Here is a 20,373-nt window from a genome sequence, read left to right on the forward strand (position 1 = left end):
GGCGCGATCGTTGCGCGTGGCGGACCGGTCTGTTGCACCGGATCTGTTTGACCTGAACCAATGTTGAGGTCGCAGACTGCCTCGCATCCCCCACGAGGCGCGCGGCATGAACCTGTTGACCACCCCGGGCCTCGGCCATGGCCTGCTGGAACTGTTCAATCCTGCGGGGCTTTACGATCCTTCGGCCAACGGCTACTCGCACGTGGCGGTGGTGCGCCTGCCCGCGCGGGTGATCCATATTGCCGGGCAGGGCGGTGAGGATGCCAATGGCCATCTCTCCCCCGGTTTCGAGGAACAGGTCGGGCAAGCGCTGGACAACCTGGAGATCGCGCTGCGGTCGGCGCAGGCAAGCCTGGCCGATGTCGCACGGTTGCGCATCCTGGTGGTGGACCACGACGAAGACCGGCTGGGCATCATCGCCCATCAGGTGCGGCGGCGCTGGCCGAACCGCTCGGCGCCCACCTGCACGCTGATCCCGGTGCCGCGGCTGGCGCTGGACGGCATGCTGTTCGAGATCGAGGCGGAGGCTTATGCCGCCTAGCGCAGGTAGTACTCCACCGGCACCACCAGCTCCTGCGGTGCCTTCAGTTCATCGGGAATGGGCGGCAGCGGCTGCGCGCGACGGAAGGTCTGCAGCGCGGCGTCATCGAGCATCGGCTGGCCACTGGACTGCTCCAGCCGCAGCGCCAGCAGGCGACCTTCGCGGTCGATGCTGGCCCTGACCCACGCAGTGCCCTGCTGCCGGCGCGAGCGCGCGGCGGCAGGGTAGTAGCGGTAACGCTCCAGCCGCGCCATCAGGCGGGCTTCCCACTGGTCGCTGGCGGCGCCGGCCTGGAAGTCTGCCGGTGGCGCGTCTGGAGCGGGCGGCGCGGCCGTGATCGATGCCGGTGCGGGACTTGCATCGGTCGCGGCCGCAGGCGGGGCGACTGGCAGTGGCTGGCGGCCCGTCCCACCCGTTTCGCTGGCGGCCAGCTCTCCCTCGCGTGCCGCCGTAGGCTTGGGTGGCGGCGGCGACTTCGTGGGCTGCGAGGCGCGGGCCTGCTGCGCCTGGCTGGGGGTCTCGGCCTGGCGTTCCTCCACCGGTTGCGGCGGCGTGGCCGGTTCCAGCAGGCGCAGGCTGATGCGCACGTCCTGCTCGGGCGGCGGCAGCAATGGCGGCATCGCGACCCAGTGCACCAACAGCAGCAGTGGCAGCAGATGCAGGACGACGGTGATCGCGATCGCCTGCCAGTGTTGGCCACGCTCACTCATCGTCCAGCACCCACAGCAGATCGGCATCAGCTGCATCGACGGTTTCACCCGGTGAAGCCAATGCGATCACCAGCGCAGGCGTATCCTGTGACAGGTAGCCCGGTACCCCGGTACCGCGCAGTACATGCCAGCGACCTGCTACCAGCAGCGCTGGCGCGGGCGCATCGAGCAGCACCCGCGCCATGCGCGTATCGCGGGCCTGTTGCACGGCCAGCATCCCTTCCAGCATCGGTGCCGCGTCTGCGTGCTGGGCCAGCACCACCGCCGACAGGCGCTGGCGGGCAGCGGCCACCGGGAATCGCACGCCCTCGGTCGAGGTCAGCAGCGCGTTGACCTCGGCACGCGACAGGTTTCCGCCGAACAACGGCGTGCCTGCATCGGCAGCCTCCCGTACCAGCCCGCCATACGCGGCCCACGGCCAGCGCGTATCCCAGTCCAGCAGTTCCCGCAGGCGTGCACCTTCGGCCTGGTTGCCCTTGGCCAGCCAGCGCTGCACCCGCTGCAGGCGTGGCTGGCGCTGGCTGGCGATCATTTCCAGCACCAGTGAACCTTGCGGGCGCTGCCGCTGCAGGGCCTGCAGCAGCCAGCGCTGGGCGGCGTGGTCTCCGGCGAGATCATGGCGTTCACCCAGCAACAGCCGCTGGGCGTCCGCCGCGCGTGTCACGAATGCGGCTTCGTCCAGGTGCTGGCCAGTGGCCAGGTCGATCACTGTGCCGGGCACCGGCTGCGCGCCAGCCACCGCGGCCAGCGCGAGCAGGCATACGGGCAGCCAGCGACGGCTAGAACGCCACATTGACGCCCATCGAAACGGTGCGGCCACGGCCGTTGCCGCGGTCCAGGATCGGGCTGAAGATGCTGTCGATCGAGGCATTGTTGTCATAGGCCTTGTTCTGCAGGTTTTCGATGTTCAGCCACAGCGTGGTGTTGGCCTGGGGCTTGAAGCTCGCGTAGAAGTCCAGCAGCACGCCGGTGCCGCCGGTCTTGCGGGTCTGGAAGAAGTCGTAGCCTTCCTCGGTCGGCCCGGAGTACTCGGCGCGCAGGCCGGCCTGCACGCGCTGCTGCCACCAGCGGCCGCCCACGTCCAGCGTCCAGTAGCGGTCGGGCAGGGAGGTGATGTCTTCCAGGTTGACGAACTCGATGGCCGGCGCACTGGTGTGCGAGCGGGTCCAGCTGAGCGTGGTGTGGTAGTGCTCGCTGGCGTAATGCGCTTCCAGTTCGATACCGCGCATGCGCACCACGCCGGGGTGGTTCATCCAGCGCGTGGTGGTGCTGAAGTCGTCCACGTCCAGTGCATCGGTCCAGGCAGTGAGTTGCGGATCGCCGTCGATCGGCACCACGAACGGTTGCACTTCCGGCGGATGCACGATCAGCAGGTACTGCGGCTTGATGTAGTCGCGGATGCGGTTGTCGAAGCGGGTGACCCGCAGCTGCGCCAGGTCGCCGTCGACCAGCAGCGAGGAGGCGCTGAGGTTGGCGCCGAACTGCAGGTTGCGCGATCGCTCACGGCGCAGGAACGGGTTGGCGCCAACGCCATCGGCATCACTCATGCCTTCCAGCGGGATCTTCTCGAAGAACATCTCCTGCACGCGCGGCGGACGCGACGTCCGCGAGACCTCGGCGAACAGCTGCAGCCAGTCAGTGGCCTGCAGTGAAACCGCCAGGCTCGGGCTGAGTGCGCGCTCGCTGCGCCGCACGTCGATGTCGCCGCCATTGATCTCCGCGCACTGGCCGGGTACATCCGAGCACACCGGGATGTGGCCACGGATGCCGAAGCGGTCCTGGCGCAGGCCGGCAGTCAGCGCGTAGATGTCGTACTGCAGTTCCAGCGTGCTGAACACGCTGTCCAGCTGGCTGCGACCCTGCGGGTTGGCACCGCGCAGGATGGGCGTATCGGCCACATAGATGTCCGACTGGTGCTTGATGCCGGTGTTCCAGCGCGCCTGCAGTGCGCCGATGTCGAAGCGACTGGTGTTGTCGACGGTCCAGCTGCTCAGGCTGCTGTGGGTGCGGCGGCCGATGTAGCTTGAATCTTCCACCGGCGGATAGAACAGCCGGGTCTTGTTGCTCGCGAAGGTCGCACGCAGGTCGATCCATGGCGAATAGGGCGTGTACTGGTAGCTGGCGCGCTGGTTGCGCGCGGAAATCTGCCACGGGTAGTTGTGGTAGAAGTCGTTTTCGTAACGCATGTGGCTCAGGTCGAGCCGATGCTGGTCGCTGGGCTGCAGGCGTGCTTTCAGCAGCCAGCTGCTGGGCTGCTGGCTGCCGGGGTCGGCGCTGTTCTTCTGCCCACGCGCGGTCGCGTATTCGCTGCTGCGGCTGCTGCTGGCGGCGGCCAGCAGGCCGAACTGACGGTCGCCACCTTCTTCGCTGTGGCGCCATGCACCGGCGAAGGTGCGGCCGCTGCCATAGCCGTTGTTGCCATGGCGATAGCCGGCGCGCAGGCCCCAGTCACGGCCCTCACCCAGCAGATCGTCGATATCCAGGGTGCGGAAGTTGGCACTGCCGGCCAGCGTACCAGCGCCGTCACCGCCAGCGACCGCACCGCGCTGCACGTCCACACCGGCCAGCAGGAAGGGATCGACATAGGCGAACGGACCGCCCGAACCATGCCCGGCATTGTTGCGGAAGGTCTGGGTGACACCGTCGATCATGGTGTTGACCCGGCCGGCACCGGTCATGCCGCGGATGTTGACCTGCAGGCCCGGCTGGCTGCGCGAATGGAAGCTGTGGGTGCCGGGCATCGAGCGCAGCAGGCTGTTGCCTTCCTGGCGTTCGGCCATCGCCACGCGCTCGCTGCCGACCGAGGGCGCAAAGCCATCGCGGGTGGCCGGTACATACTGGCTGGCGCCGCCCCCCGGTGCCTGGCCGTGCGCGGTAGTGCCCTGCACCCGCAGCGGGCCGGTGCGACGGCTGCCATCGGCGCGTTCAGCCGGCGCCGGTTCCAGGGCGGCGCGGCGCGCATCGACGAAGCGCGGTCGCAGGCCGCTGCCTGCCAGCAGGCGCGACAGGGCCTGCGCATCGTCGAAGTCACCGCGCAGAGCAGGGGCCGAATGCCCGGCAGGCAGCGCCGCGCCTATCACCAGGTCGACACCGGTCAGCCGGCTGTAGGCGTCCAGCGCGGCCGCCAGCGGCTGGGCGGGCAGATCGTAGGTGCGTGTGGCGGTCTGTGCGTGGGCACTGCCGGGCAGCAGCGGAAGGGCGCTGGTGCAGGCCAGCGACAGGGCGAGGACAAGGGGGCGGGGGCACAGCATCGGGGGCTCCAGGGGCTGACGCAGAGCGTCGTCATCCTGGGTAGACGCAGCCGCAGGCCGGATGTCAGGGTCCATCACGCCGTTCCCGGCGTGGCGGCAGCCACACCTGTATCCCCGCGCCGAGGTGCAGCACGCGCACCTGCAACTGAGTGGCCAACTGGTCGCGGTTGCTGGCTGCACCGTCGGCACTGCCAAGCAGGGTGACCGGCTGCTGGCGCAGCTGCTCGCCGACGACCCACGTGTGCCCACCGTGCCAGCGGTCCAGGCCCTGCGTGACGTCGGCCAGCGGGGCCGAGGCCCAGTGCAGGCGCCGCTCGCGCCAGGCCAGTGTTCCGGGGGCGGTGGTTGTTGCATGGGCTGTTGACTGCCCATCGAAGCGCAGCTGCTCGCCGTCGTCGGCCAGCATGCTGACGTTGCCGCTGTCCACGCGCACGCGATGCTCGGTAACGGTGACCACACTGCTGTTGCCCTGCACGGCAAGATCGAATGCGGTCCCCAGTGCAGTGACGGTGCCCTGTGGGGTATGCACCTGGAAGGGCCGGTCGGCATCGGCGGCGACCTGGAACCAGGCCTGGCCGTGCTGCAGCTGGAGCTGGCGGCGCTGCCCATCGATGCGCACCTTCACTTCGCTGCCAGGTGACAGCAGGACATGCGAACCATCCGGAAGAGTTTCCTCGCGGATCTCGCCAGCGGCCGTACGCAGTACCTGTGCCACGGGTGGCGAGGCATGGCGGCTGTAGAGACCCAGCGCGCACAGCAACAGAACCGCAATGCCGGCTTCGCGCAGGCGACGGCGTTGCCTGCGCTGCTGTTGCCGCTGCAGGCTGGGCGTCGCCGCACCGGCCTGCCACAACTCCTGCAGGTGCAGGTACTGCGCCGCATGGCGTGGATCGGCCCGGCACCATTGCTCGAACGCGTTCTCATCGCGGTCGCCGTCGTGCGCATCCAGCCACCAGCGTGCAGCTTCGCGTGCAATGGTCTCCTGGCTCATGCGCCCGGCACCTGCTGCAACGCGACCAGGGCGCGCAGCAGATGGCCGTGCGCGGTCTGCCGGCTGATCCCCAGCTGGCGCCCGATCTCGGCCAGCGCCAACTGTTCCACACGGGCCAGCAGGAACACCTGGCGCGAGCGTGGTGGCAGCGCGGCGATGATCGCGTCGAGGTGGCGCAGTTGTTCGGCGTCGAGCAGTCGCTGCTCGGGCAGCGGCGCAGGATCGGCGATGGCATTCAACTGCGTGTCATCCAGCACCTCTTCGCGACGGCGCTGGCGTTGCCGGTAGTGATCGGCGATCAGGTTGTGGGCGACGCGGTACAGATAGGCGCGGCCATTGCTCAGCAGGCCACTGGTGGCGACTTTGACGACACGCAGCCAGGTTTCCTGGACGACGTCATCAGCGTCGCTGCGTTGCGGGAGTTTGCGGCGGACATGGGTGTGCAGCGGCCGGTAATGGGCTGCGCACAGCTGCGCGACATCCGTCGGTTCGACAGGCGTGGACACGGGGCGGGCGACAACTGGGAAAGGGAACAGCCCGCGGCGGCAAGGGCAGCAGCTGCACCTTACAGCAAAAGAGAATCATTTGCATCTATAGCATGAGGCGCAGTACGCATGGGCCGCCGCAGCGTCAGCGCGGGCGGTAGTCGCAGTGGATCTGCAGGGCTTCGGTGGGGTTGCGATGCAGTTCGAAGCCGCAATGCTGCAGGCTGCGCTTCACCCGCGCGACCGCTTCGGCATGATGGGCGATGCGACGATCCTGCCAGCGCGGTGGGGTGAACACGCCCAGGGGCAGCAGCCGCAGCCGCTTGCCGTGCAGTACCAGTGAGACATCGATATGACGGCCATCAATGTCGTGGCCGTTGGTACCGAAGATGGCATCGATCTCATCGCGGCGCTGCGGGTAGCAGGTGCGGAACACTGCAATGCCGAGCCGTCGCACCACGCGGCGGAAGCCGCCGAGACGGCTGTGGCTGGGTTCGAAGCCACGAGTGAGCAGCAGGCGCAGCCCGGCAGGCAGCATTGCCTGCGCGTCGAGCAGGCGTTGCAGTACCTCTTCTTCCAGTTGGATGCGGGTGGAAGGCCAGCGCGGGGCGATGAGCAGTCCGTGGTGGCTGCCGCGTTGCAGGGTCAGCATCCGTGAAGCTTCGCACGCGGGCGAACAGCCAGGGTAGTGCCGGCCGCTGGCCGGAAGATTCGGGTGCCGGCCAGCGGCCGGCACTACCATCGGGTCAGATGTCGCGGTACTGGATCTGCGAAGCCAGTACGCGCAGGCCATCGGCATTGCTGGACAGGATGCGCTCTTCGCTGACCCCTTTCTGCCGTTTCAGCTGGAAGCCCTGATCGGCAGGCAGCTGTGCGGCGATGGCGTCCATGCGTTGCAGGGCATCGGGGCCGCTGCAGTCGAAGTGACCCCAGTGGGCACCATCGCGGTGGATCTGCAATCGGTAGTTCATTGTGGTGTCTCCGGCAGGTCCTGCAGCCAATGGTCGAACATCGCGGTGGCGGCCGCAGCCAGTGGTGCGCCATAGCGACGCGCCTGCGCGCGAAGGTCGTTGGGATCGATGCCGGCCTGGGCCAGCTCCAGCGTGTGGCCGATCAGCCAACGCTCGAACTGGCGGGCGTCCAGTTCCGGATGGCATTGCAGGGCCAGTGCGTGGCTGCCGATGGCGAATGCCTGGTGACGGCAGGCCGGCGTGCTGGCCAGGCGGCGTGCACCGGCCGGAAGTTCGAACGCTTCACCATGCCAATGCAGTACCGGAATGCCCTGCAGGGACTGCAGCGGAGAACGCTGGCCTTCATCGGTCAGCAGCAGTGGCGCAAAGCCGATTTCCTTGCCACCACAGGGAGCGACACTGGCACCGAGTGCCCGCGCCATCAGCTGTGCACCCAGGCAGATGCCGAGGGTGGGCCGCTGCTGCTGCAGCCGGCGCTGCAGCAGGGCAATGCTGTCGTTGACGAAGGGATAGGTCCCTGTGTCATTGGCACTGATGGGACCGCCCAGCACGACCAGCAGATCGGCGGTTTCGGCGCCATCGAGCACATCGACGCCGGCCTGCAGCACGTGCAGCTGCCAGCCCTGCGCCAGCAGCAACGGTTTCAGGGTGCCAAGGTCTTCAAAGGCAACGTGTTGCAGGACAACCGCGTGCTTCATGCCGGTGCTCCGCTGTTCGGCCAGTAGAAACTGTCCGGGGTGGCACGGGCACCGAAGATGGCCTGGCCGACGCGGACCACGGTGGCACCTTCCTCGATGGCCACTTCGAAATCACCGGACATGCCCATCGACAGCTGCGACAGGTCGAGGCCGGGCGGGGCGGTGCGCTGCAGCTGGTCGCGCAGTTCGCGCAGGCGCACGAAGCAGGCGCGCACGCGCTCGACATCGGGGGTGAAGATGGCCAGGGTCATCAGGCCGCGCACGTGCAGGCGATCGAACGCTGGAAGCTGCTGCACAAAGGCCTCGACGGCAGCGGGTTCCAGGCCGTACTTGCTGGGTTCGGCGGAGGTGTTGACCTGCACGAACACATCCAGCGTGCGGTCTTCCAGCTGCAGGCGCTGCTGCAGTGCTTCGGCCACGCGCAGGCTGTCCAGCGCCTGGAACTCGCTGGCAAAGCGCGCCACGTAGCGCGCCTTGTTGGTCTGCAGATGGCCGATCACCGACCAGTGCACGCCCAGGTCGGCCATCGTTTCAGCCTTGCGTTGTGCCTCCTGCACCTTGTTCTCGCCCAGTTCGTGGCAGCCTGCGGCTACCGCCATGCGGATGCGGGCGTCATCGACGGTCTTGCTGACCGGCAGCAGGCGCACGCTGGCCGGGTCCCGGCCGACGCGGGCGCAGGCATCGGCGATGCGTTGGCGCACCTTGACCAGGTTGGCGGCGATCTGTTCAACGGACTGGGCGACGGGCCAGTCGGCGGCGGCAAGGGGCATGCGGGCACCTCCAATGCAGGGCGGCCAGGGTGGGATACACTGGCACAGGACAAGAGATATTTTGGCATAGGACAAAATGAAAATCACCGGGCACAGTGCCGAGTCGATCTTCGACAGCATCCGCGACGGCATCGGCAAGGGCCGCCTGCAGGCCGGCAGCGTGTTGCCGCCGGTGCGTGAACTGGCCGAGCAGCTGGGAGTGAACCGCAACACAGTGGCTGCTGCCTACAAGCGCCTGGATGCGGCGGGCCTGGCCAGCACGGCGGGCCGCCGCGGCACGGTGGTGCGTGGCCTGCCGCCGCCGCTGGCGCGTGAAGGCAGTACGCCCGGGCTGGCCCTGCAGGACCTGGCCGGTGGCAACCCGGATCCACGCCTGCTGCCGAACCTGCGCCTGGCCCCGGCCGCACCACGGCTGTATGGCGTGGGCACGGTCGAACCGAGGTTGGAGGCGCTGGCACGCGCCTCGCTGGATGCGGACTGCCCGGAGGGCTATGCGCTGGAACTGACCCATGGTGCGGTCGATGGCATCGAACGCCTGCTGTCGGCGTGGCTGCTGCCGGGGGATCGCATCGCGGTGGAGGATCCGTGCTTCCTCGGCAGCCTCAACGTGCTCAACGCGGTGGGTCACGCGCCGTTGCCGGTGGCGGTGGACGCGCATGGCATGCAGGTCGATTCGCTGCGGCAGGCACTGGAGGCCGGTGCACGCGCGGTGTTGCTGACCCCGCGGGCACACAACCCGACCGGGGCCAGCCTGGATGCGAAGCGGGCGCGGGCGTTGCGGCAGTTGTTGGCGGCCTACCCGCAGGTGGCGGTGTTGATCGACGATCACTACGCGCTGCTCTCGCAGCAGGCCTATCACTCGGTGCTGCCGCTGGATGGCCGGCGCTGGGCGCTGCTGCGTTCGTTGTCCAAACCGCTCGGCCCGGACCTGCGGCTGGCCTGGCTGGCCTGCGATGAAGAGACCGCGATGCGGCTGCGGCTGCGATTGGCGTCCGGCACCGGCTGGGTCAGTCACCTGCTGCAGGATGCGGCGACCTCGGTGCTGTCGTCGGCAACGCAGCGGGCGAAGATCGCTTCGGCAGGTGAGCGTTACCAGCAGCGCCTGCGCTCGCTGCAGGAGTTGCTGCATGCGCGTGGCCTGCCGACACCGTTGCCGATGGAAGGATTGAACCTGTGGCTGCCGTTGCAGGCCGACAGCCATCCGCAGGTGCTGGCCCTGGCTTCGCGCGGATGGCATGTGCGCGCGGGCGAAGTGTTCGCGGTGGCAGCGCCGGGGCATGGCCTGCGCATCACCTGCGCTGCGCTGGGGGCAACGCAGCTGCGGCAGCTGGCGGATGACCTGGCGGCGGTGTTCGCTCTGTAGCGTCGAGCCATGCTCGACGTTGCTTCGCCTTTGTAGAGCCGAGCCATGCTCGGCTGCTGTTGATAGAAGCAGTCGAGCATGGCTCGACTCTACACAAGCAGATCAGGGCGCGGCGTTGGCGCCCGGGCGCACGTAGTAGGACTGGCCACTGTCATCGACGAACATCAGCTCCGGCTTGCCCTGCCAGGAGGTGAGCATGGCGCCGGTGTTGTTCTGGTGCTTGACCATCAGGCTGGCGCCGCGGTCCGGGTTGGCGACGACCTTGAACACCTCGGTGGTGCCGGTGGCATCGTCCAGGGTCAGCAGGGCTTCGCCGCCGCGGTCGCTGGTGCCATAACCGCCGCGCTCGGAACCGTCGGGACCGAGCAGGATCAGGCCGGACAGCGCAGTGGCGCGCGGCCCCTGGCTGCGGCCCTGGCTGAGCGGGTCGGGGACCGGTGCGCCGAGGATCACCCGCGGCTGGCCGCTTGCATCGTGGATGACCAGGCCGCGTGCTTCGATGATGCGCTGTGGCGATTGGCTGCGATGCAGGCTCCAGGCGGTCCAGCCGGAAACCAGCAGGGCGAGGGTCGAGACCACCAGGGTGGTCAGCAGCAGCGCACGGGGCATCGGGTCGTCCTTCCTTGGATGTGCCGACGATAGCGGATGCGGACCGGCAATGGCCAGTTCGTTGTGTGACGTTGTGTATCGTCAGTGGAAATCGCGGCTGTGGCTGCGCAGTCCCTGCAGCAGTTCATCCAGGCAGTGCATGCGTTGCACGATGACGTGCTGGACGCCATCGACGCGTTCCAGGCGACCATCGATCTGCATCAGCTGGGTATCGACCAGCACCCGGTGCTGGCGATCGGCCAGGTGCCGCCAGACCACGGCGTTGACCATGCCGGTCTCGTCCTCGAGGGTGAGGAAAGTCACCCCGCTGGCGGTCTGTGGCCGCTGGCGCATGCGCACCAGTCCGGCGATGCGCACACGGCGGCCGTGGCCGTGCCCGGCCAGCTGTGCGGCATCCAGGCAGCCACGGCTACGCAGCTGCGCGCGCAGGAACGAGATCGGGTGACGGCCGAGGGTGGTGCCGGTGCTGCGGTAATCGGCCTGCATATCCTGCCAGGCGCTGGGCAGGGGCAGCGGCACGCGCGCTTCGGCGGTGGCGCGGGCCTGATCGAACAGCGGCAGCCGGTTCTCTACGCCCGAGATATCCCAGCGTGCACGATGGCGATGGCCGCTTAGCCCGCGCAGTGCCCCGGCATCGGCCAGCAGGCCCTGCTGGCGGCGGTCCAGTGCGGTGCGCTGGCACAGGTCGCCCACATCGTCGAACGGGCGCTGCGCACGTTCGCGCATGATGGCCTGCACGACGGGTTCGTTGCAGCCGTCGATCAGGCGCAGGCCGAGCCGGATCGCCGCCGGTCCCTTGCTGAAATCCAGCGTGCAGTCCCAATCGCTGTGGCGCACGTCCACCGGCAGCACGCGGATGCCATGGCGGCGTGCATCCTGCAGCAGCTGGTCGGGGCTGTAGAAACCCAGCGGCTGGCTGTTGATCAGGCTGGCGGTGAACGCGGCGGGATGATGGCATTTCAGCCAGCAGCTGTTATACGTCAGCAGGGCGAAGCTGGCGGCGTGGCTTTCCGGGAAGCCGTAATCGCCGAAGCCCTTGATCTGCTCGAACAGGTGCTCGCCGTATTCGCGGCTGAAGCCGTTCTCCAGCATGCCGGCCAGCAGCTTCTCGCGATGCGGTTCCAGACCGCCACGGCGCTTCCACGCCGCCATCGAACGGCGCAGGGCATCGGCCTGGCCAGGCGTGTAGCCGGCTGCTTCCACCGCCAGCTGCATCACCTGTTCCTGGAACAGCGGCACGCCCAGCGTGCGTGCGAACACGCGTTCCAGCTGCGGTGGGTAGAGCGGGTTGTCCGGGTCGTTCAACGCGTCCGGGCCTTGTTCGCGCAGGATCCGGCGCCGCTCCAGATAGGGGTGCACCATGTCGCCCTGGATCGGGCCAGGGCGCACGATCGCCACCTCGATCACCAGGTCATAGAACGTGCGTGGCTGCATGCGCGGCAGCATCGCCATCTGCGCGCGCGATTCGATCTGGAACACGCCGATGGTGTCAGCGGCGCAGATCATGTCGAAGGTCTTTGCATCCTTGGGCGGGATGGCGTCCATGCGCCCTTCGTGCAGGCCATGCTGTTTCAGCATCGCCAGGCACTTGCGGATGGCCGTAAGCATGCCCAATGCCAGGCAGTCGACCTTCATCAGGCCGGTGGCATCCAGATCGTCCTTGTCCCACTGGATGACGGTGCGATCGGCCATCGCCGCGTTCTCCACCGGCACCAGGGTCGACAGCGGATGCTCGGAGATGACGAAACCGCCCGGATGCTGCGACAGGTGGCGCGGGAAGTCGATCAGCTCGGCGGTCAGCGCCAGCAGGCGCCGCATCAACGGCGTGTCCGGATCGAAACCGCGCTCGCGCAGGGTTTCCGGCAATGGGATGTTGCCGCCCCAGTGGTCCATGGCCGCGCCCAGTTCGTTGACCTGGTCCATCGGCAGGCCCAGTGCGCGGGCCACGTCGCGGATCGCGCTGCGGCCACGGTAGCTGATCGCCACCGCGGTCAGTGCGGCGCGCTCGCGGCCGTAGCGCTTGAACACGTACTGCAGCACCTCCTCGCGACGCTCGTGCTCGAAGTCGATGTCGATATCCGGCGGCTCGTCGCGCTCGGCGGAAATGAAGCGCTCGAACAGCAGGTTGCTGCGTGCCGGGTCGATCTCGGTCACGCCCAGCACGAAGCACACCGCTGAGTTGGCCGCTGAGCCACGGCCCTGGCAGAGGATGTCCTGGCTGCGCGCAAAGCGCACGATGTCCTGCACGGTGAGGAAGTAGGAGGCGTAGTTCTTCTGCTTGATCAGCGCCAGTTCGTGCTCGATCTGCGTGCGTTGCTTCGCTTCGATGCCGCCTTTCCAGCGCCACCGGATGCCGCGCTCGACCAGCACGCGCAGCCAGCTGTCCGGATCGTGTCCTTCGGGCACCAGCTCACGCGGATAGGTGTACTGCAGCTGTTCCAGGGTGAAGTGGCAGCGTTCGGCGATGCGCAGGGTTTCAGCCAGCAGTTCGGGCGGATACAGCTGGGCCAGCGCGGTACGCGGGCGCAGGTGGCGCTCGCCATTGGGAAACAGGCGCCAGCCGGCCTCGGCCACGCTGCAGCGGTGGCGGATCGCGGTCAGTGTGTCCTGCAGGGCACGGCGGCGGCGCACGTGCATATGCACATCGCCACTGGCGACCAGGGGCAGGCGGTGGCGTTCGCCGAAGGCCCGCAGCTGCTGCAGGCGGCGTGCGTCATCGTGTTCACGGTGCAGTTCCACCGCCAGCCACAGCCGATCATCGAAGCCGGTGCGCAGCAACTCGAGATCGGTGGCGGATGGCTGCCGGTCCAGCCACAGGCACAACAAACCGTCGGGCAGGCCGAGCAGATCGTCGCGCAGGCAGCGGTACTCGCCCTTGGCAGCCCGCCGCCGACAGGTCGTGATCAACTGGCACAGCCCGGCATAGGCGGTCTGGTCGGTGCACAGCAGGGCCAGCTTCGGCCCGTCCTCGACCTGGAATTCGGCGCCGACGATCAGTGCCACGCCATGTGTCTTCGCTGCCTGCCAGGCGCGCACGATGCCGGCCAGCGAGCATTCGTCGGTGATCGCCAACGCGCGGTAGCCTTGGCCCGCGGCGCGCGCGAACAACTCTTCGGCGATCGAAGCACCGCGCTGGAAACTGAAGGCCGACAGGCAGTGCAGTTCGGCGTAGCCGGGCAGTTCGCTGTGCATGGCGGCTCAGCCGAACCAGCCGTGCAGCATCCACGGCGCATGTGGATTGTTGCGGTCACGGAAAGCCCAGCCGCGCTGGCCATGCGCGGTTTCCACCACGTAATAGTCGCGGCGCGCGTCGGCCTGGTCCCACCAGCCCGATTCGATCCGCTCCGGTCCGGTGACGATGCGCAGCCTCGGATCACGCAGCGGTTGCGGCGCATCCAGCAACCAGCCGGGGCGCAGTGGCCAGTACGACGGGGGCTTGGCCGGTGGCTGGGTGCCACTGGCGCGTTCGGGACGATGGTCGGCCTGCACTGCCAGCGGCTGCACGGCGTCATCGCCGAGCCGCGCGCGCAGGCGCTCACGTAGCTGGTTCCACGGCATCGCCTGCGCCGGACGGGTATCGAACAGGTCACGCGCGGCGGGTACGAACGGCGGCAGCTGTTCGGCCTGCAGTCGCAGTGCGCGGCTGCCGGCCGGCAGGGCGAACGCTTCCATGCGGTTGCGTGCGATCTCGAACAGCAGCGTGGGATCGCGCTCGGGCGCCAACAGGCCGATGGTCAGCACGCTGGCCGGCAACAGGTCATGCTCGAAATGCAGGTCGAAGCGCTGCACGCCGCCATCGCGCGAGCACAGGAAGGCGGCCAGGTCGAGCAGCAGGCGGCGCAGCGGGAACAGCAGGGCCTGGCTGGATTCGATCTCGTATTCGAATTCGATGCGCGCATCGAAACGGTCCGGTGGCTGGTAGTAGCGCAATGGCGCGGTGGGCAGCCCGCGCAATGCATCCAGCTGCTGCAGGACCTCGGGGGCGAAGCGCCGGGCCAGGCTGTCGCGCGGCAGCTTGAGCACCGCCCCCAGCGTGCGCAGGCCGGAACGGCCAAGCACGGTCACCGCCTCGCTGGGCAGGCCGCAACGTGCCAGGGGCAGCTGCGCCAGCGCCGCCGGCAGCTGCTGCGCATCAAGGCCGAGGCCATCGTGGACGTTGGCCAGCACGCGCGCGGCATGTGGGGTAGGCGCGGCCACCAGGCGGTGGCGGAAGCCGAGTTCGTGCAGTTCGTTGCGCAGGCGCTGCTGGATCGTCAGCCAGTCACCGAACAGGGCGCGGCTGGCACCGATTTCCAGCACCAGCGCATGCGGAAAATCGAGGCTGACCTGCGAGCTGTAGGCATAGGCCCAGCTGGCCAGCAGCTGCCGGGTGTGCTGTTCGGCACTCGGGTCGTAGTCGTGCAGCTGCATGTCCTGCACCAGTACCTGCGCAGCCGAAAGCAGCATGCCCGGGCGCAGCCCTGCTGCACGTGCCGACGGGCTGACCGCGCGCAGCACGCGACGCTGCGCCGGCCCCTGCAGCAGGACCAGCGGCCGCTGCGGATCCGGCTGCAGGCGCAGCACGCTGTCCAGCGCCAGCTGCGGCAACAACAGGCAGGCCCAGTGCATGGCGCGTCCTCAGTGGGCGATGGCCAGCGGCAACGGCTGCGCCGGCGGCAACCCGCCACGGCACTTCAGCACCCGCACCTGGCCGTGGTCGAGCTGCAGGCGCAGGCTGGCCGGGGAGGGATTGCGCGCGGCCTGCGCCTCGCGGAACACGAAGCCCAAGCACTGGCCGCTGTCGGCAGCCACCTGCAGCCGGCGCAGTGAACGGTCGTCGGCCTGGTGCGGCCAGCACAGTACCGCCGCGCAGGCCGCAGAGCGCAGGCACTGTTCGGCGGCCCACAGTGCCTGCTTCGGCGCGGCGTGGATGATCTGCAACTGGCCCAGGTCCAGCCCGGCGGCGGCCCAGGCCGGGGCATGCGGACGGTAGGGCGGAGCGACCAGGACGATCGGGCGGTCGCGCTGGCTCAGCCTGGCCAGTGCCGGCCATACCAGCGCCAGTTCGCCAACGCCGGGCGCCGCCTGCAGCACCTCGCACAGTCCGCTGGCCGGCCAGCCGCCGCCGGGCAGGCGTGCATCCAGTGCCGGATGGCCGCTGGCCAGATGGTCGCTGGCTGGGCCCTGGCGGGCCGGGCCGCGCCACAGCTGGCGCCCGTCCAGCAGCCGGTCGAGGGCAACGACCGCACCCATCAGCCGATCCTCCCGGGGAGGCGCCGGGTGGGCTGGAAACGGCAGGAACGGGCGGAAACGGCGGGCATGGCGCGAGTATCGACGGGCCGGTATCAGGGGCTGAGACCAGACATGCTACTCGCGTTGTAAGTAGAATTACTAATGAAATCCGAGGGCCGGGTTTCAGGTTGCTGAAGGGGGTAGGAGTGCCGGCCAAGGTCGGCACCCAAAGGATGCGGTTACGGGTGGACCGGCAACGCCACCGGGCGCAGGGGCGCGGCATCGCCACCGCGGATCTTCAGCGGGCCGCCGATGAAGGCGAATTCGTAGACCTTGTCGCGGGCCAGTTCGTCCAGCGCCACCAGCTCGATGATCGGCGCACCCTGCTGGGCCAGCAGGTAGGTGTGCAGCGGCACGTAGTCGTCGGACACCTCCGAGGGGAAGGTCTCGAAGCTGAGGTTGTCGGCACCGACGATCATCGCGCCGCTGTCCTCGACCAGGAAGCGTGCCGCATCCAGGCCCATGCCCGGCGGGTTGGCCATGTAGGCCCTGGGCTGTTCGAACAGGCGCATGCGGCCGGTGCGGATCAGCACCACGTCGCCCTGCTGCAGTTTCACCTTCTGGCGTGCCAGCGCATCCTTCAGGTCCTGGCGGGTGACGCGATAGCTGTCCGGCAGCATGTCCACGCCCTTGGCGGCGGCCACGTCGATCAGCACGCCACGCGCGATCAGCGGCGGGAACTTCTCGATGCCGGTGACATTCCAGCCACGATCGCCGAGATGCTTGTCGGCCTCGAAGCCGTTCCAGATCTTCCCGTGGATGCCGAAGTGGTTCAGCGCATCGATGTGGGTGCCGGTGTGGCTGTACATCGAGAACGCGGTGCCGGTGTAGCTGCGGGTGAGGTTCATGGTCTCGCCCACGCCCATCGGGTCGTCCATCACCGTGCCGCGCGGGGTGTGGGTCATCCAGAACTGGTAGTGCGGGTCGCCGGCATCCTGCCAGCTGGGCATGCCGACGTAGTACTCGGTGGCCAGGTCATAGGCCTTGCCGCCGCTGACCCGCGACAGGATCGCCGCACGCGAGGCCTCGGTGATCAGGTTGAGGCGGCCGATCTCGTCCTTCGGCCCCCAGGGGCTGGTGCCGACCTGCTGGCCGGAGGGGACGCGTTCGTGCGCGGATACGGTGGTGGAAGCTGCGGTGCCGGCCAGCAGCAGGGCCAGCGCGGTGGCCAGGGTACGTGGGGTCATGGGGAGTCTCCTTGCAGGGTGGGGGGGCGCGGCTCAGGCCGCGACCAGGTGCGCCAGGGCCTGGCGCAGGTGTGGCAGCGGCAGGGTCTGCAGGCGCAGGCCGTTGCCGCCGATCACGGTGGGAATGGAGCGGATGCCGAGGGTCGCGGCTTCGGCACGGTCGGCCTGCACGCGCCGGGCTACTGCGTCGCTGCGCATGTGGTCAGCGAAGGCGCCACGCGGGTGGCCCAGCGCTTCGGCGATATCCAGCAGGACTTCGGCGTCGCCGATGTTGCGGTGCTGGTGCAGGTGCGCCCATTGCACGGCATCAAACATCGCGCCATGGGCGTCGTTGCCACCGAGCATGCCGGCAGCCTGGCAGGCTAGTGCGCCGAGCCAGCCGGACGGATACTCGAAGTCCTGTGCGCGCATGCCCTCGATATCGATGCGCGCGGTGTCTTCATGCGCGGCGCAGTCGGTCCAGTGGCGCAGGATGATCGCCTTGGCGCGCTCCATCGAGCCGAACACTTCGACCATCTGCGCGCGCGAGTCCTGCAGCACGAAGCTGCGGTGGCGTACCTGGATGCCGAGTTCGGCGCAGGCCTGCTGCAGGCGCGGGGCCAGCACGAAGCACCAGCCGCAGACCACGTCGTGGAAGAAATCGACCACCGGCGCGGCGGTGGCGGGGGAAGGAACGGAAGACATCTGCCTGCCATCGGTGAGAGGGGAGGCGGCAGAGTAGGCAGCGCGGCGTGGCCGAAACAGCACGCCGCGGGCAGCTCAGTTTTCGCTGGCGGTTACGAATCCAGGCCAGCGCAGCCGGGCAGCTCGGCGTGCAGGAAATCGATGAAGGCACGCACCTTGGGTTGCAGATGGCGCGACGTGGGATAGACCGCATGCACGAAGCGTGGCGGATAGCGGTGGTCGGGCAGCACCTGCTGCAGTTCGCCACGGGCCAGTGCGGGTGCCGCCAGGAACGAGGGCAGGGCGCCGATGCCCATGCCGGCCACCAGCAGGTCGCGCAGCAGCAGGCTGTTGTTGACGGTGACGCGCGCTGGCAGGGTGATCGTCACCTGGCCATCAGGGCCGAGCAACGGCCAGCTGCCGGGGGAGTCGGACAGGCTGTAGGCCAGCACGCTGTGCGCCTGCAGATCGTTCACCGCCTGCGGTGCCGGATGCTGCCGCAGGTAGGACGGGGCCGCGCACAGCACCTGCTGCAGCGACGCCAGCCGGCGCGCCACCAGGCGTGAATCATCCAGCTCGGCACGCAGCCGCAGCGACACATCGAAACCTTCGCCGACCGCGTCGAGCAGGCGGTCTTCCATCACCAGGTCCAGCGACAGCTGCGGATGCTGCTGCAGGAAGCGGGGCAGCAGCGGCGACAGCGTGCTCAGCGCGAACGACTGCGGTGCATTGACACGCAGGCGCCCGGCCACCTCGCCACGCTGTTCGGCGATGCCACGTTCCAATGCGTCCAGTTCGTCGAGCAGGCGGCAGCATTCGCGGTAATAGGCGTGGCCGGTCTCGGTCAGGCTCATGCGCCGCGTGGTCCGCTGCAGCAGTACCACGCCCAGATGCGCTTCCAGCGTGCGCAGCTGTTTGCTGAGCCCGGCCGGCGACATGCCCAGGTCTTCGGCGGCACGAGCGAGCCCGCCGCGTTCGACGATGCGACGGAAGGCACGCATCAGGTTGAAGGAATCCATGCCGGCCCCGGGCGCGATGAGGGCGCCATTGTAGATCCACGCCATGCGTGGATGTGGGAAGCGTGGTGCCCGCAGAGTTGCGCCGTTTGTTCAAGCCAGCAATCCACACGCCACGCCAGCATGCAGGCCCCTCACTTTCCGGGTTGCCCATGAAGCACTGGATGCTCCGCCTGTATGCCCCGCTGTTCCTGCTTGGATTCGTCGCCACTGCCGTCGTCTGGATCGGCCACTGCCACGGTGACCCGCTGTGGCTGCTGGCCTTGCTGGCGGCCGCCATTGCGGTTTCGTTCGCCGCCGAGCGCGCGTGGCCGTATGACCCCGCGTTCAATCACGACCACGGCGACAGCCTGCGTGACGCCCTGCATGCACTGGTCAATGAAAGCCTGAACCTGCTGTCGATCGCGGCGGTGCCGCTGCTGGCGGCAATCATTCCATGGCAGGCCTGGCCTCTGCAGTGGCCATTCGCGCTACAGGCGCTGCTGGCCATCGTCTGCGCTGATCTCGGTATCACCCTGGTGCACTACGCCAGCCATCGCATCGGCTGGTTGTGGCGGCTGCATGCGGTGCACCACAGCGTCACCCGCATGTACGGCTTCAACGGGCTGATGAAACACCCGCTGCACCAGGCGGCCGAAGCGGTGGGTGGCGTACTGCCGCTGCTGCTGTTGGGCCTGCCGATGCCGGTGGCTGCGGTGCTGGCCTTCGCCATTGCCATCCAGCTGCTGCTGCAGCACTCCAACGTGGACATGCGTCCCGGCGTGCTGGGCCGGGTGATGGCATGGGCGCCGCTGCACCGCTTCCACCACATGCGTTACGGCACCGCCGGCGACGTCAACTTCGGCCTGTTCCTGACCGCATGGGATCACCTGTTGGGGACCGCCTTCGATGCACCGGGCTATCGGCTGCAGCAACGCGACCTCGGCATCGGCAGCCAACCGGACTATCCGCGCGATTATCCGGGGCAGCTGCTGGCGCCGTTCCGCGAACTGCCGCATGGCGAGGTGCCGGAGTTGCCGGAAGGCCTGCGCAGGCGCGAATGATTGAACATGTCAGGCCGCGTGCAGCTGCAGGCCCTGCAGCTGCGCGGCACCGATGCCGAACATGCGGCGCAGGCTGCGCGAGAGATGGGCCAGATCGGCGAATCCAGCGGCATGCGCACTGTCGGTCAGGTTGTGACCGCTCAGATGATGCGTGAGCGCAGTGCGTAGCCGTTGCCACAGCACCCAGCCGCGCAAGGTCACTGCCAGCTCGGACTGGAAGCGCCGGTGCAGCTGGCTGGTCGATAGGTGCGCCGCTTTGGCGATGTCGGCAGCCGGCACCGGGCCAGGCAGGTGCTGGGCGATACGGGCCAGTGCCGCCCGCACGCGGCGGTCCAGCGGTTGCGGGCGGCTCAGCCGTGGCAGCCAGTCGTGCAGCGCCAGCGCGTTACCCGGCAGCGCATGCAGGTGCCGCTGGATCTGTTCGGGATCGGCATGCGCCGGCTCAAGGAACACCGTACAGCCCGCTTCCGGCGCTGACAGGATCGCGTGCGGCTGGAACGAAGGCAGCCATAGCCGTTGGCCCTGCTGCTGCACGCCATCGATCTCGATGTGCCAGGACGTACCGTCGCTCAACAGCAGTTGATGGGCGTAGTGCGCATGCGAAGCGCTGTCACCGGCATGACCGTGCAGTACGGCGGCGTGCGCATCCAGCAGCAACGTGCCGTTCCAGGGCAGGGCGGGGGAAGACATGACGGGATTGTAGATCCACGCCATGCGTGGATGAATCTCCATCGGAATCGAGTAATTCGACAATGAAACGAAGAGCATCCACGCATGGCGTGGATCTACTGCAGATTGCGACGA

The 20,373-nt window shown here is 68.3% G+C and carries 20 protein-coding genes; 3 read left to right on the top strand and 17 right to left on the bottom strand.

Going from position 1 to position 20,373, the window contains the following annotated elements:
• The first annotated feature begins 106 nt into the window (after window positions 1-106).
• Window positions 107-541 (top strand): RidA family protein, encoded by a 435-nt coding sequence (locus tag AC5P65_RS08375; RefSeq protein WP_019660241.1) that lies wholly within the window; start codon window positions 107-109, stop codon window positions 539-541.
• On the opposite strand, the gene AC5P65_RS08380 is transcribed toward AC5P65_RS08375, so the two are convergent.
• The 9 genes from AC5P65_RS08380 to AC5P65_RS08420 form a co-directional block, all read right to left on the bottom strand.
• Entirely contained in the window at window positions 538-1,251 is a 714-nt protein-coding gene (locus tag AC5P65_RS08380) for an energy transducer TonB family protein (protein WP_134730737.1), read from the bottom strand. The two genes, AC5P65_RS08375 and AC5P65_RS08380, sit on opposite strands and share 4 nt — an antisense overlap.
• A complete protein-coding gene (locus AC5P65_RS08385; protein ID WP_111099241.1) occupies window positions 1,244-2,044 on the bottom strand; it encodes a ChaN family lipoprotein in 801 nt (266 codons plus the stop codon). Before AC5P65_RS08385 ends, AC5P65_RS08380 begins: the two co-directional genes overlap by 8 nt.
• Window positions 2,031-4,502 carry a TonB-dependent receptor gene (locus AC5P65_RS08390; protein ID WP_111099240.1) on the bottom strand — a complete coding sequence of 824 codons (2,472 nt, stop codon included), beginning with the start codon at window positions 4,500-4,502 and terminating at the stop codon, window positions 2,031-2,033. Before AC5P65_RS08390 ends, AC5P65_RS08385 begins: the two co-directional genes overlap by 14 nt.
• 64 nt (window positions 4,503-4,566) lie before the next feature.
• Window positions 4,567-5,493 (bottom strand): FecR family protein, encoded by a 927-nt coding sequence (locus AC5P65_RS08395; RefSeq protein ID WP_111099239.1) that lies wholly within the window; start codon window positions 5,491-5,493, stop codon window positions 4,567-4,569.
• Window positions 5,490-5,999, bottom strand: a complete 510-nt coding sequence (locus AC5P65_RS08400) for an RNA polymerase sigma factor (protein ID WP_111099238.1) — start codon at window positions 5,997-5,999, stop codon at window positions 5,490-5,492. The genes AC5P65_RS08395 and AC5P65_RS08400 overlap by 4 nt, the downstream gene beginning before the upstream one ends.
• Before the next feature lie 124 nt (window positions 6,000-6,123).
• Window positions 6,124-6,630 carry a hypothetical protein gene (locus AC5P65_RS08405; RefSeq protein WP_111099237.1) on the bottom strand — a complete coding sequence of 169 codons (507 nt, stop codon included), beginning with the start codon at window positions 6,628-6,630 and terminating at the stop codon, window positions 6,124-6,126.
• Window positions 6,631-6,724: 94 nt separating this feature from the next.
• Complete coding sequence (locus AC5P65_RS08410; protein WP_010485009.1) at window positions 6,725-6,949, bottom strand: hypothetical protein; 225 nt, start codon at window positions 6,947-6,949, stop codon at window positions 6,725-6,727.
• The gene (locus AC5P65_RS08415; protein WP_111099236.1) at window positions 6,946-7,647 is read right to left on the bottom strand and encodes a glutamine amidotransferase; all 702 of its coding nucleotides are present in this window, start codon (window positions 7,645-7,647) and stop codon (window positions 6,946-6,948) included. Before AC5P65_RS08415 ends, AC5P65_RS08410 begins: the two co-directional genes overlap by 4 nt.
• A complete protein-coding gene (locus AC5P65_RS08420) occupies window positions 7,644-8,417 on the bottom strand; it encodes a YggS family pyridoxal phosphate-dependent enzyme (protein ID WP_111099235.1) in 774 nt (257 codons plus the stop codon). The genes AC5P65_RS08415 and AC5P65_RS08420 overlap by 4 nt, the downstream gene beginning before the upstream one ends.
• Window positions 8,418-8,493: 76 nt before the next feature.
• On the opposite strand from AC5P65_RS08420, the gene ptsJ reads away from it, so the two are divergent.
• Window positions 8,494-9,780 carry a MocR-like B6 salvage transcription factor PtsJ gene (gene ptsJ, locus AC5P65_RS08425; protein ID WP_111099234.1) on the top strand — a complete coding sequence of 429 codons (1,287 nt, stop codon included), beginning with the start codon at window positions 8,494-8,496 and terminating at the stop codon, window positions 9,778-9,780.
• Window positions 9,781-9,882: 102 nt separating this feature from the next.
• On the opposite strand, the gene AC5P65_RS08430 is transcribed toward ptsJ, so the two are convergent.
• From AC5P65_RS08430 to AC5P65_RS08460, 7 genes are all read right to left on the bottom strand, one after another.
• The gene (locus AC5P65_RS08430; protein ID WP_021204499.1) at window positions 9,883-10,389 is read right to left on the bottom strand and encodes a hypothetical protein; all 507 of its coding nucleotides are present in this window, start codon (window positions 10,387-10,389) and stop codon (window positions 9,883-9,885) included.
• 81 nt (window positions 10,390-10,470) lie between these two features.
• On the bottom strand, window positions 10,471-13,581 hold the full coding sequence (locus AC5P65_RS08435; RefSeq protein ID WP_111099233.1) for an error-prone DNA polymerase: 3,111 nt from the start codon (window positions 13,579-13,581) through the stop codon (window positions 10,471-10,473).
• A 6-nt stretch (window positions 13,582-13,587) separates the two neighbouring features.
• Window positions 13,588-14,997: a Y-family DNA polymerase gene (locus AC5P65_RS08440; protein ID WP_019660230.1), complete on the bottom strand. Its 1,410-nt coding sequence runs from the start codon at window positions 14,995-14,997 to the stop codon at window positions 13,588-13,590.
• Between the two features lie 9 nt (window positions 14,998-15,006).
• On the bottom strand, window positions 15,007-15,621 hold the full coding sequence (gene imuA, locus AC5P65_RS08445) for a translesion DNA synthesis-associated protein ImuA (RefSeq protein WP_019660229.1): 615 nt from the start codon (window positions 15,619-15,621) through the stop codon (window positions 15,007-15,009).
• 218 nt (window positions 15,622-15,839) lie between these two features.
• The gene (locus tag AC5P65_RS08450) at window positions 15,840-16,847 is read right to left on the bottom strand and encodes a cyclase family protein (RefSeq protein ID WP_111099231.1); all 1,008 of its coding nucleotides are present in this window, start codon (window positions 16,845-16,847) and stop codon (window positions 15,840-15,842) included.
• A gap of 33 nt (window positions 16,848-16,880) precedes the next feature.
• On the bottom strand, window positions 16,881-17,531 hold the full coding sequence (locus tag AC5P65_RS08455; RefSeq protein ID WP_111099230.1) for a DsbA family oxidoreductase: 651 nt from the start codon (window positions 17,529-17,531) through the stop codon (window positions 16,881-16,883).
• A gap of 92 nt (window positions 17,532-17,623) precedes the next feature.
• Entirely contained in the window at window positions 17,624-18,574 is a 951-nt protein-coding gene (locus AC5P65_RS08460; protein WP_021204494.1) for a LysR family transcriptional regulator, read from the bottom strand.
• A 116-nt stretch (window positions 18,575-18,690) separates the two neighbouring features.
• Between AC5P65_RS08460 and AC5P65_RS08465 the strand changes: the two genes are divergently transcribed.
• Window positions 18,691-19,569 (top strand): sterol desaturase family protein, encoded by an 879-nt coding sequence (locus AC5P65_RS08465; protein WP_227844431.1) that lies wholly within the window; start codon window positions 18,691-18,693, stop codon window positions 19,567-19,569.
• Between the two features lie 9 nt (window positions 19,570-19,578).
• On the opposite strand, the gene AC5P65_RS08470 is transcribed toward AC5P65_RS08465, so the two are convergent.
• Window positions 19,579-20,283, bottom strand: a complete 705-nt coding sequence (locus tag AC5P65_RS08470) for an AraC family transcriptional regulator (protein WP_111099229.1) — start codon at window positions 20,281-20,283, stop codon at window positions 19,579-19,581.
• Between the last annotated feature and the right edge of the window lie 90 nt (window positions 20,284-20,373).

It is taken from the genome of Stenotrophomonas sp. YJH_SMC_48-3, assembly GCF_059369375.1.